The organism is Burkholderia sp. SIMBA_062, assembly GCF_046534765.1.
GTDB lineage: Bacteria > Pseudomonadota > Gammaproteobacteria > Burkholderiales > Burkholderiaceae > Burkholderia > Burkholderia ambifaria.
The window spans coordinates 1-11,784 of the sequence record NZ_JAWRYD010000004.1 but is presented as its reverse complement, the minus strand read 5'-3'; the positions used below and the strand labels follow the sequence as shown (position 1 = coordinate 11,784).

The 11,784-nt window shown below is 66.6% G+C and carries 12 protein-coding genes; 5 read left to right on the top strand and 7 right to left on the bottom strand.

Features of this window, described 5'->3' with window-relative positions; translation table 11 throughout:
* Positions 1-117 precede the first annotated feature (117 nt).
* Positions 118-819, top strand: coding sequence for an ATP-binding cassette domain-containing protein (locus SB786_RS05030; protein WP_410726474.1), 702 nt, complete (start codon positions 118-120; stop codon positions 817-819).
* Positions 816-1,619 carry an ABC transporter permease gene (locus SB786_RS05025; protein WP_410726473.1) on the top strand — a complete coding sequence of 268 codons (804 nt, stop codon included), beginning with the start codon at positions 816-818 and terminating at the stop codon, positions 1,617-1,619. Before SB786_RS05030 ends, SB786_RS05025 begins: the two co-directional genes overlap by 4 nt.
* A 161-nt stretch (positions 1,620-1,780) precedes the next feature.
* Here the strand turns inward: SB786_RS05025 and SB786_RS05020 are convergent, their stop codons facing one another.
* Both SB786_RS05020 and SB786_RS05015 read right to left on the bottom strand, forming a co-directional pair.
* On the bottom strand, positions 1,781-2,332 hold the full coding sequence (locus SB786_RS05020; RefSeq protein ID WP_410726472.1) for a DUF6013 family protein: 552 nt from the start codon (positions 2,330-2,332) through the stop codon (positions 1,781-1,783).
* Positions 2,333-2,492: 160 nt separating this feature from the next.
* Positions 2,493-3,509: a zinc-binding alcohol dehydrogenase family protein gene (locus tag SB786_RS05015; RefSeq protein WP_334041739.1), complete on the bottom strand. Its 1,017-nt coding sequence runs from the start codon at positions 3,507-3,509 to the stop codon at positions 2,493-2,495.
* A 123-nt stretch (positions 3,510-3,632) separates the two neighbouring features.
* On the opposite strand from SB786_RS05015, the gene SB786_RS05010 reads away from it, so the two are divergent.
* Together SB786_RS05010 and serB are read left to right on the top strand one after the other, a co-directional pair.
* Positions 3,633-4,574 (top strand): LysR substrate-binding domain-containing protein, encoded by a 942-nt coding sequence (locus SB786_RS05010; RefSeq protein WP_410726471.1) that lies wholly within the window; start codon positions 3,633-3,635, stop codon positions 4,572-4,574.
* Between the two features lie 188 nt (positions 4,575-4,762).
* Positions 4,763-5,608, top strand: coding sequence for a phosphoserine phosphatase SerB (gene serB, locus SB786_RS05005; RefSeq protein WP_410726470.1), 846 nt, complete (start codon positions 4,763-4,765; stop codon positions 5,606-5,608).
* A 77-nt stretch (positions 5,609-5,685) separates the two neighbouring features.
* On the opposite strand, the gene SB786_RS05000 is transcribed toward serB, so the two are convergent.
* The 4 genes from SB786_RS05000 to rimO all read right to left on the bottom strand — a co-directional run bounded on the left by SB786_RS05000 (position 5,686) and on the right by rimO (position 10,003).
* Positions 5,686-6,870: a cystathionine beta-lyase gene (locus tag SB786_RS05000; protein ID WP_410726469.1), complete on the bottom strand. Its 1,185-nt coding sequence runs from the start codon at positions 6,868-6,870 to the stop codon at positions 5,686-5,688.
* A 111-nt stretch (positions 6,871-6,981) separates the two neighbouring features.
* A complete protein-coding gene (locus SB786_RS04995) occupies positions 6,982-7,524 on the bottom strand; it encodes a hypothetical protein (RefSeq protein WP_410726468.1) in 543 nt (180 codons plus the stop codon).
* Between the two features lie 187 nt (positions 7,525-7,711).
* Positions 7,712-8,638: a sugar kinase gene (locus SB786_RS04990; RefSeq protein WP_410726467.1), complete on the bottom strand. Its 927-nt coding sequence runs from the start codon at positions 8,636-8,638 to the stop codon at positions 7,712-7,714.
* Positions 8,639-8,641: 3 nt separating this feature from the next.
* On the bottom strand, positions 8,642-10,003 hold the full coding sequence (gene rimO, locus SB786_RS04985; protein ID WP_410726466.1) for a 30S ribosomal protein S12 methylthiotransferase RimO: 1,362 nt from the start codon (positions 10,001-10,003) through the stop codon (positions 8,642-8,644).
* 472 nt (positions 10,004-10,475) lie between these two features.
* Between rimO and SB786_RS04980 the strand changes: the two genes are divergently transcribed.
* The gene (locus SB786_RS04980; protein ID WP_410726465.1) at positions 10,476-11,054 is read left to right on the top strand and encodes an AidA/PixA family protein; all 579 of its coding nucleotides are present in this window, start codon (positions 10,476-10,478) and stop codon (positions 11,052-11,054) included.
* Positions 11,055-11,307: 253 nt separating this feature from the next.
* Here SB786_RS04980 and SB786_RS04975 read toward each other — a convergent pair.
* The coding region (locus tag SB786_RS04975) for an IS3 family transposase (protein WP_410726464.1) at positions 11,308-11,784 on the bottom strand (477 nt) is incomplete at its 5' end.

Below are 11,784 nucleotides of genomic sequence, written 5' to 3'. Positions count from 1 at the left end.
CCATGTCGGGCCCCTTGCGTGAGTGAACGGAACACGACACCGGCGGCTTTCAATCGGTATTATGGCGCACGCTGCGGCAACGCTTCGGCGCCATTAACGCTTTTTTTCATTTGTGACATGACCGTCCCCACCGGCCTCATCGAAGCGCAACAGATCACGCGCCGCGACGCCAGCAGCGGCAAGACGTTGCTGACGCCGACCGACTTCAGCCTCGCCGCGGGATCGCGAATTGCTATCACGGGAGCGTCGGGTTCCGGCAAAAGCGTGCTGCTGCGCGCGCTCGCGTTGCTCGATCCGCTCGACGGCGGTCACATCCTGTGGCGCGGCAAGCGCATCCGGCGCGGTGCGATTCCGGGCTACCGGCGCCGTGTCGCGTACGTGCGCCAGCGGCCCGCGCAGATGGACGACACCGTCGAAGCGCAATTGCGCTATCCGTACTCGCTCGCGATCTATCGCGACGCGACGTTCGACCGTGCGCGCGCCGAAGCGCTCGCGGCGCGCGCCGGTCGCGGCGCCGACTTTCTCGACAAGCGGGCGAGCGAACTGTCGGGCGGCGAAGCGCAGATCGCCGCGCTGCTGCGCGTGCTGCAGCTCGATCCCGACGTGCTGCTGCTCGACGAGCCGACGTCCGCGCTCGACCCCGACTCGACGCGCGCGATCGAAGCGCTCGTCGGCGCCTGGTTCGACGCGGCACCCGACGCGCGCGCGTACATGTGGATCTCGCACGATCCGGCGCAGGCCGCGCGGATCGGCACGATGCGGCTCGTGATGCAGGCCGGCGTGCTGCACACCGCGCGCGCGACGCAGGCGGCGCAATGAGCCCATCGCTGCAGGACCTGAGCCTCGTCGACGTCGGTATCGCGGCCGCGCTCGTCGCGGTCAACGGCGCGATCTCGGCCGCGCTGTCGCTCGGGCTCGGGCGCAAGCTCGCGCTCGCCGCCGTGCGCACCGTCGTGCAGTTGCTCGCGATCGGCTACGTGCTTGGCTGGGTGTTCGGCCACCCGCACTGGAGCGTCGTGCTGCCGATCACCGCGCTGATGACGTTGATCGCCGGCTTTGCGGGCGCCGGTCGCGGCAAGCATGCGTATCGCGGACAACGCGTCGACAGCATCGCGTCGATCTGGTTCAGCAGCTGGTTCGTCGCGGCGATCGGCCTGTTCGTCGTGATCCGCATTCATCCGTGGTACGCGCCGCAATATGCGATCCCGATCCTCGGGATGATCCTCGGCAATACGCTGACGGGCGTGTCGCTCGGCGTCGAGCGGATGATGGAAGAACTGACCGCGCGGCGCGACCGCGTCGAGACCGCACTCGCGCTCGGCGCAACACGATGGGAAGCCGCGCAGGACGCCGCGCGCCAGGCCGTGCGCGCGGGCATGCTGCCGACGCTCAACCAGATGGCCGTGGTCGGCGTCGTGAGCCTGCCGGGGATGATGACGGGTCAGGTGCTGGCCGGCCAGTCGCCGCTGCAGGCCGTGCGCTACCAGATCGTGATCATGTTCCTGATCGCCGCGGCATCCGCCCTTGGTACCGTCGGCGCGGTGCTGATGACGTATCGCCGGCTGTTCTCGGCCGACCATCGCTTTCTCGCGTCGCGGCTCGAGGAACGCGCGCAGTGACGCACGCCTGCCGCAACGCACGCGGCCTTCGCACGGCGTGCGATCAACGGGCAGCGCGGCGTTTTCCGACGGCTTGACGCAACGCAGCCGTCACGCGCGGCTCTGCAACGCACCGCGATTGGTTGCGCGCGCACCGGCCGCGGCCGGCCCGCGCGCAGCGCTCAGTGCTTGATCGACACCGTCACCTTGGTGCCGTCGCTCATCGTGACCGTCTTCGAACCGCCATTGGTCGAAATCGATACCCACTTGACCTGGCTCACCGACACGACGTCCGGGCACTGCAGCGACTTGCCGCCCGTGCTCGCGTTGCGCGTGCCTTTCGGCGCGGCCGCCTGGAAGCTCATCTGCACGTTCGCGATCCCCTTCGCGTCGACCGATGGCGCGAGCCGCACCTGGGTCTGGCGCACCATCGCGCCGTTCGCGTCGCGCGGCAGATTGTCGGCGTTCGGGCAACCGTCCGGCATCGCCACCGCGCCGCCCGGCGGCACCGACTTCCAGTTGAAGTCGTCGGTTTCGCCCGAGCGGATCTTGCGGGTCTCCTGCGTATTGCCGAAGGTCTTCGAGTCGACCTTGACGGTGTATTCGAGCTGCCCTGTCCCGCCGCCCTTCAGGCTGCCCTTGACCGGCGGCGCCGCGAATACGCTCGCGCTGACGCACGCCGCCGCGAACACGGCCGACCACGATGCGGCGACTGACAAGCTGCGTTGGCTCATGCTGACCTCCTTGTAATGCGGCGGCACGCGCGTGCCGCGCGGTTTTCGATGCATGATGCGTTGCCAGTCTACCGCCAAGCGGCATGCAATGCGCCGCAAACGCATCGGGTGTTACCCCGCTTGCGTTCGCGACGCAGCCTCCCTTACGCGCGACGCCGGCTCAGAAGCCGCTCAGCACCAGCTTGCCGATCGCGCGCCCGGCCTCGAGCAACTGGTGCGCGCGCCGCACGTTCGCCGCGTTGATCGTGCCGAGCTGTTCGCCAACGGTCGTGCGCAGCGTGCCGCCGTCGACGAGCCGGGCGACCTCGCTCAGGATCTTGTGCTGCTCGATCATGTCCGGCGTCTCGAACATCGCGCGCGTGAACATGAATTCCCAGTGAAACGCCGCGCTCTTCGCCTTCAGCAGTTCGACCGGCACCGGCTTGCCGTTCTCGACGATCGTGCAGATGCCGCCCTGCGGCCGGATGACTTCCGCCGCGGCCGGGAAATGATGGTCCGTGTCGTTGAAGATCAACACGTAGTCGACCTCCGGATGGCCGATGTCACGCAACTGCGCGGGCAGGTCGCCGAAATGATCGACCACGTCGTCCGCGCCGAGCGAGCGCACCCATTCGGCCGACGCCGGACGCGACGCGGTTGCGATCACGCGCAGCTTGCCGAGCGTCTTCGCGAGCTGGATCGCGATCGAACCCACGCCGCCCGCGCCGCCGATGATCAGCACCGACTTGCCCGCGTCCGCGCCCTGCGGCGACACGCGCAGCCGGTCGAACAGCGCCTCCCACGCGGTCAGCGCGGTGAGCGGCAACGCGGCCGACGCCGCGAAATCGAGCGTGCGCGGCTTGCGTGCGACGATCCGCTCGTCGACCGCGTGGAATTCGCTGTTCGCGCCGGGGCGCGTGATGCTGCCCGCGTAGAACACCTCGTCGCCGGGCCGAAACAGCGTGACCTCGGCACCGACCGCGACGACCGTGCCGGCCGCATCCCAGCCGAGCACGCGCGGCACCGCCTCGACCTGCGCCTTCGGCGCGCGCACCTTGGTGTCGACCGGGTTCACGGAAATCGCCTCGACCTTCACGAGCAGATCGCGCGGGCCCGGCACCGGTTGCGGCAGTTCCACGTCGAGCAGCGCCTGCGGGTCGTCGATCGGCAGGTAGCGGGTCAGTCCAACGGCTTTCATCACGAAACTCCTTCGGGGAAATCGGGCGGGCCGCGGCGCAGCCCCATGCATGCCATCGTAGGCCGCCCGATCCTTCGATAAAACCGCTATATTTCCTGAAACATTTTCAGGAATTTCAGAACAATGAGCTCCGATCCGATTCCGGCCCCGGACAAGCCGCTCGACCTGCTCGACGTCGGCCTGTTCGTGCGCGCCGCGCTGCTCGCGAACGTGACGGCGGCCGGGCGCGAATTCGGCGTGTCGGCCGCGGTCGCAAGCGCGCGCATCGCACAGCTCGAGCGTCAGCTCGGCGCGCGATTGCTGCATCGCACCACCCGCCGCATCAGCCTCACGCAGGACGGCGAAGTCTTCATGGCCCGGGCCGAGGCGCTGCTGTCGGCCGCCGACGCCGCGCGGGCGTCGGTCGGCCACGGCCGCAGCGAACCGTACGGACGGCTGAAGGTGTCGATGTCGTCGTCGTTCGGCCGCCAGCACGTCGCGCCCGTGATCCCCGCGTTCCTGCGCCGCTACCCGTCCGTGTCGCTGGACCTGCGGCTCTCCGACGAGATCGTCGATCTCGTCGACGACGGCTACGACGTCGCGATCCGCCTCGGCGCGCTGAAGGATTCGACGCTGGTCGCGCGCAAGCTCGCCGCGAACCGGCGCGTGCTGTGCTGCTCGCCCGCGTATCTCGCCGAACACGGGACGCCACGCCATCCGGCCGACCTCGCGCAGCACGAATGCGTGATCCTCGGCGACCAGCGCGACTGGTCGTTCGTCACGCCGCAGGGCCCGCTCACCGTGCGGGTCGGCGGCCGGCTCGTCGCGAGCAACGGCGAGGCGATCCGCGAAGCGCTCGTCGACGGCTTCGGCATCGCGATCAAGTCGACCTGGGACGTCGGCCCCCTGCTCGCGAACGGCACGCTCGTCACCGTGCTCGACGACTACCCGTTCGCGCACGACGTCGCGATCTGGGCCGTCTATCCGAGCCGCGCGCACGTGCCGCTGAAGACGCTCGCGTTCATCGCGTTCCTGGCCGAACACTTCGGCGATCCGCCTTACTGGGATCGCGCGGACGAACGCTGAACGCCAGCCCGTGAGCGGCGCTGGCGGCGGCGCTGGCCGTCATCCGCGGCGATCCGGCCGCGAACGGAAACCAACCGGCTACAATGGCGCGTCCGCGGCGCAGCGGCCCGACGCCGGACAGGGCCCGCGTTCGCAGGCGGTCGCATGCCGGCCGCGCACGCGTTTCATTCGCTTTCAATCATTCCGCCATGACCCACAACCTCGTCATCCAGAGTCTCGCGCCGCTGTCGGACGCGCATCACAAACCGCTGCTCGCGCTGTCGCGCGGCACCCGCATCGTGCAGACCGACGATCACGCGCTGCGCATCGAAAACGCGAACCCCGCGCAGCGTCTCGACATCGACGCGTACTGCGGCACGCATGCGCTCGACTTCGGCTTCGTCGAAGCCGGCCGCACGCTCGGCGACTTCGGGCTCGCCGTGATGGACATGGATTCGACGCTGATCACGATCGAATGCATCGACGAGATCGCCGATTTCTGCGGGCTGAAAACGCAGGTCGCGGAGATCACCGAAGCGGCGATGCGCGGCGAGATCCGCGACTTCAACGAAAGCCTCACGCGCCGCGTCGCGCTGCTCGCGGGCCTCGACGCGCACGCGCTCGAGCGCGTGTACGAGGAACGGCTGCAGTTGTCGCCGGGCGCGGAGACGATGCTCGCCGGCGTGAAGGCCGCGGGCCTGAAGACGCTGCTCGTGTCGGGCGGCTTCACGTTCTTCACCGAGCGCCTGAAGGCACGTCTCGGCCTCGACTACGCGCATGCGAACACGCTCGAGATCGTCGACGGCAAGCTGACCGGCAAGGTGCTCGGCGAAATCGTCAACGCGGACGTGAAGGCGCGCCTGCTCCGCGAAACCTGTGCATCGCTCGGCATCGAGCCGAGCCGCGCGATCGCAATGGGCGACGGGTCGAACGACATGAAGATGATGGCCGAAGCCGGGCTGTCGGTCGCGTTCCACGCGAAGCCCGTCGTGCGCGGTGCGGCCACCGTCGCATTCGACCATGTCGGCCTCGACGGGCTGCTGCGGCTGTTCTGATCCGCGCAAGCCGCCCATGAAAAACGCCGGCGCGAGGTGGCCTCGCGCCGGCGTTGTGTTTTTCCGCTGCGGTTGCGTTATCGACCGAGCGTCGCCTGCATCGCGCGCTCGATGTCCGCGCGCAGGTCGGCTTCGTCCTCGAGACCGACGTAGAAACGCACCAGCGTGCCGCGATGCGGCCAGTCCGCACGCATCGACGCCACGTCGTAAGGCATCGCGAGGCTGCACGCGCCGCCCCAGCTCCAGCCGATCGCGAACAGCTCGAGCGCCTCGACGAAACGATCGATCTGCTCGCTGCTGTAGCGTTCGTCGAATATCACCGAGAACAGCCCGCCCGCGCCGGTGAAGTCGCGCACGAACGACGCGTGTCCCGGGCAGTCGGCCAACTGCGGATGCAGCACGGCCGCGATCTCCGGCCGCGCCTTCAGCCATTGCGCGAGCGCAAGCGCGCTCTTGCTGTGCGCATCGAAGCGCACCTGCATGCTCGGCAGACTGCGCAGCACGAGCGAGCAATCGTCGACCGAAACGCCGATCCCGCAGCGCATCCGCGCGAGCTTCAGTTGCGCGTGCAGTTCGGCGTTCGCGGTGATCGTCGCGCCCATCAGCACGTCGCTGCCGCCCGATTGATACTTGGTCAGCGCCTGCACCGAGATGTCGACGCCATGCTCGAACGGCTTGAACGCGAGCCCGGCCGAATACGTATTGTCGATCGCGGTGACGATGCCGCGCGCCTGCGCGACCGTCGTGATCGCGCGCACGTCGGGCACTTCCATCGTCACCGAGCCCGGCGCCTCGATCCAGATCAAGCGCGTGTTCGGCTGGATCAGGTCGGCAATCCCGGCGCCGACGAGCGGGTCGTAGAAGCGCACCGTGATGCCGAAATCCTTCGCGAGCCAGTTGCCGAAATCGGCGTTCGGCCCGTAGACGTTGTGCGGGATCAGCACGTCGTCGCCCGCCTTCATGATCCCGAAATAGACGTTCATGATCGCCGCGAGGCCCGACGGCTGCAGCAGCGCGTGCGTGCCGCCCTCGATCTCGGCAAGGCGCTGCGCGAGCGCGAGCGACGTCGGGGTCGCGTGCAGGCCGTAGCGCCACTGGTTGTCGTCGTGCCAGACCAGCGCGCGCATCGTCGCGAGATCGGGGAACACGACCGTCGATGCACGCGCAACCGGCGGCACGAACGAACGGAAGCCGTCCGGAATGACGTCGTCGGGTTGAACGATGCGGGTCTGGAGTGCGCGCTTCGGAGTGGATGCAGTCATGGCAGGAGGCCGGGGGAAAGGCCGTTCGGTTGCGGAATGTGTCGCTAGATTAGCCAAATTCGGCGCGGTTGGCCCGGTACAATGCGCGCCGCACGCACCGAGCCAGCGCGCTCAGTCGTCGGTGCGCAGATTGAAGATGCCGCCGACCGTCTCGATTTCCTGCACGCGGCCGTCGCGTACCTGCAGCGCCGCGCGCTTGCCCGGCGCCGCGCGCAGCACGACCGGTTGCGGATCCGATTCGTCCGAGTTCATCCTGTCGGCCTTCAGCTCGCCCGTCGCATCGAAGCGCCCGATCCACACGCCCGTGATGTTCGTGCCGTCGTTCGACTCCTCGATTTCGAGCGTGTCGCCGTCGCGATCGCCGGCGAGCAGGATCACCTCGCCCGTGTCCGTGAACTGGTATTCGCCGTGCACGCCTTCCTCGTCCGTCTTCGGGCCGAGATGCGCGACGATCGGCCGGTCGCCGAGCGTGCCCTCGTAGCGAGGCAGCCGGGCGAATTCCGGGTTCGGCCGCAGCGGCCGTACGGGCGCCGCTTCATCCTGCTGCGCGCCCGACGCGGCGGCCTGGGCCGCGACCACGCCAGGCATCGCGAGGCCCGCCGCCAGCGCGCCGGCGATTACCAGCGCCCGTTGCCATTCCAGATATCGACCCACCTTGTGTTGCTCCCTTGCTTCAGATTCGCTCGAAAAACGCGGCGATGAGTTGCTCGTCGCCGATGCACATCGTCACGAGCGTTTAGCAGCCGCCGATGTGGTACGCGTGCCGCCCGCCCCCGCTCAGGTCGCGCGTCATCCGAAGGTTCGAATGAGTGCGTCGCATGGCCGGCGCGCGGGATCCGCGTCAGCCCTGCACCAGGCGTTCCACCGCATCGCGGTGCGGAATCGGCGCGACCGCGCCGTAGCCCGTCGTCGACAGCGCCGCCGCCGCGTTCGCATAACGCGCGGCCGCGAACGGATCGTCGCCCGCGACGATCCGCGCGACGAACGCGCCGCCGAAGCAGTCGCCCGCGCCCGTCGCGTCGATGGCCTCGACCGCGAAGCCCGGCACCACGCGCCGTTCGTTCGGGGTCGCGACATACGCGCCTTCCTTGCCGAGCTTCAACGCGACGACCCGCGGCCCGTGTTCGAGCATCGCATCGACGATCGCATCGCGATCGTTCGCGCCCGTGAGCGCCGTGACGTCGTCCCAGCTCGGCAGGCAGATGTCCGTCTGGCGCAGCGCCTCGCGCATCACCGCGCGGGCACGTGGCAGCGGCCACAGCTTCAGGCGCAGGTTCGTGTCGAAGCTGACCTGCGCGCCGTTGCTGCGCGCATGGTCGATCGCCGCGAACGCGGCGTCGCACGCGGTCGCACTGATCGCGAGGCTGATGCCCGACAGGTGCACGGCCTTCGCCGCGGCCAGCGCGTCGAGCGGCAGGTCGGCCACCGTGTAGCGGCTCGCCGCGGAGCCCGCGCGCAGATAGTCGAACTGGTGGCCGGCGGCGCCGTGCGTGACGAAATACACGCCGGTGGGCGCCGCGCGGTCGATCCGCACGTAGGTCGTGTCCACATGCTCCGCCGCCCACATGCCGGTCAGCAAGCGGCCGAACGGATCGTCACCGATCGCCGACACGAAGCCCGTCGACGCGCCCTGCCGCGCCGCGGCGATGCAGAAGTTCGACGTGTCGCCGCCGAAGCCCTGCAGGAACTCGGGACGGCCCGGCTGCGACTGGTTGAATTCGATCATCGCCTCGCCGAGCGCGAGGATCTGCGGAAATGCGGCGGTCATCGCTTAAACCTCGCCCCACAGGTCGTGGCCGTCCGCGCCCGTGATCTTCACCGACACGAAATCGCCGACCTTGTAGCGCTTCGACGCCTTCGTCGCCGGCTCGACATAGACGACGCCGTCGATCTCCGGCGCATCCGCCGCCGTGCGGCCGATGCCGCCTTCGTCGCTGACTTCGTCGATCAGCACCTTGAGGGTCTTGCCGACCTTGCGCTGGATACGCTTGGCCGACACTTCCTCGGCGACTTCCATGAAGCGCGCGCGGCGCTCTTCGCGAACGTCGTCCGGCAGCGCGCCGTCCAGTTCGTTCGCGGTCGCGCCTTCGACCGGAGAATACGCAAAGCAGCCGACGCGATCGAGTTCCGCGTCGCGAATGAAGTCGAGCAGCGTTTCGAACTGCTCTTCCGTCTCGCCGGGGAAGCCGGCGATGAAGGTGCTGCGGATCGTCAGGTCCGGGCAGATCTCGCGCCACTTCTGCACGCGCTCGAGCACCTTCTCCGCGTTGGCCGGGCGCTTCATGCGCTTCAGCACGTCCGGATGCGCGTGCTGGAACGGCACGTCGAGATACGGCAGCACGTGGCCCTTGAACGGGCCTTCGGCCATCAGCGGAATCACTTCGTCGACGCTCGGATACGGATACACGTAGTGCAGGCGCACCCACGCGCCGTACTGCGCGGCGAGTTCGCCGAGCGCGGCGACGAGGTCGGTCATGCGCGTCTTGATCGGCTTGCCGTTCCAGAAGCCCGTGCGGTACTTCACGTCGACGCCGTACGCGCTCGTGTCCTGCGAGATCACGAGCAGTTCCTTCACGCCCGACTTGAACAGGTTCTCCGCCTCGAGCATCACTTCGGCGACCGGACGCGACACGAGATCGCCGCGCATCGACGGGATGATGCAGAACGTGCAGCGATGGTTGCAGCCTTCGGAGATCTTCAGGTATGCGTAGTGGCGCGGCGTGAGCTTGATGCCGGCGGCCGGCACGAGATCGACGAACGGGTCGTGCGGCTTCGGCAGGTGCGAATGCACGGCCTGCATCACTTCGCCCACCGCGTGCGGGCCGGTGACGGCGAGCACTTTCGGGTGGACTTCCTCGATGAGGTTCGAGCCGCTCGCGCTCGACTTCGCGCCGAGGCAGCCGGTGACGATCACCTTGCCGTTCTCGGTCAGCGCTTCGCCGATCGCATCGAGGCTTTCCTGCACGGCTTCGTCGATGAAACCGCAGGTGTTGACGACGACGAGGTCGGCGCCGTCGTAGGTGCCGGAGATTTCATAACCTTCGGCGCGCAGCTGCGTGATGATTTGTTCGGAGTCGACGAGGGCTTTCGGGCACCCGAGGGATACGAACCCTACTTTGGGGGATTGGGACATCGGGAATGTGGGGGCGTGGCGGCAAAAGCGTGAGTTTACAGCGATTTATGGGTCGGCGAGCCAAAATCCCGCAGCGGCAGCCGGCGCGCCCCATGCCGGGTGCTCGTCAGCTCCGTGCCCGTCATTGACGGTCGTGTAAGGGACGGTCTGTATCCAGCGTACCTGACGACGCGGGAAAAAAGACGGTAGTGGGGACAGAAAACCGACCCGAACCCACGAAGCGACGGCTCGGATGGTGTCATTCCCGTTATGTAGATAGCGCAATGGGTCGAAATATCGAGACGCCTTAACTGCTTCTAATTGCACTGCGTTTCGATGCCGCACGCGCGTAATTGCCCGTAATGGATCTACTGTTTTCCTGCATGTACGTTTGTTGTGCGTGAGCATTGAACAACACGCCGCAAATCCAGGATTACGGGCTTATACACGCCCGACCAGGAACGCGAACCATCAACTTACCTGAGGAAATGAAATGTACAAGGGACCTAGCGTTGACGCCGGCATTCAGGAAATCACGTTACTCTCGGTTATTAATGCAGAAAAGGTAATCGAGGAAGCACATGGAAAAGTGTCGTCCGTAAAAGATCGTCCTATCCAGGTCGGGCACAGTCACCAGTACCTGCTGTGCGACGACCCCTATCGCCCGTCCGAGAATCAAGGGGCATGGAATATCAAGTTCTATGCAAAGAAATTCGATTCCGTCAACTTTACCGGAACAACGATTCACACCAATTCACGCTACGCCGTCATTGTCTATGATCTCGTCCATCAGAGTGGCGATAACGTATTGGATTTGCGCCCGGGAATCGGGCTGACGCACCGCGGCTATACGTTGGCGCGAGCAGCAGAGCCCAATCCGGAGACGAAGGACGGACTTGATGCGATCCATGTTCCGAGGTCGTTCTCGCTCTTTGACACGCGCGTCATTGGAAACGGAACGGAAAGTTTCTGGATCCGGTTTGCCTTGTATACGCTCGCGCCCGATGGGGAAACGCAAAAGTTTCATAGCTATTACGAATGGGATCCGACGATTACCACCTTGGAGCTGTGAGCCGAAGCTTGCGCGTTGCGTGACACGTGCTCACTTCGATCGAGTGGGCACGTCTGTCGGGGACCGTCACGCTCGACACCGCTGATCAGGCGGCAACCGTTCGTCAACGCGTCGTCGCGCCACATATACGGCCGGCGGCGCGGCGGGCACGGTCAGCGATTCTGCCAAGCACGACGGCTAACGCGTCATGAATACATGGCTTCTTGGCGATCTTTGAGGTTCCCTCGGTTTTTCGCCTTCCAACGGTCCCGAGTTATGCCGCGGCGTCCTTGGTCTGCTGAGCGTTGATCCAGTCCCGAAGGAACCGCTCCGGAGAAACAAAGCCGAGCGACGAATGACGACGACTGCGGTTGTAGAACACTTCAATGTATTCAAACAGATCGGCCTTCGCGTCCTGATGCGTCCGGTAGCGCGTGGCGTGAACCCGTTCGTTCTTCAAGCTGTTGAAGAAGCTTTCCGTCGGGGCGTTGTCCCAGCAATTTCCCTTGCGGCTCATCGAGCAGCGCATACCGTAGGCGGCCAGTTTGCGTTGGAACTCGTGACTCGCATACTGGCTGCCCCGATCCGAGTGGCAGAGTGCGCCCGGCGCGGGACGGCGGCGAAACCAGGCCATCGTCAGCGCGTCCGTCACGAGATCCGCCGTCATACGCGACTTGATGGACCAACCCACCACCTCCCGGTTAAACAGGTCGAGCACCACGGCCAAGTACAGCCAGCCCTCGTCGGTCCA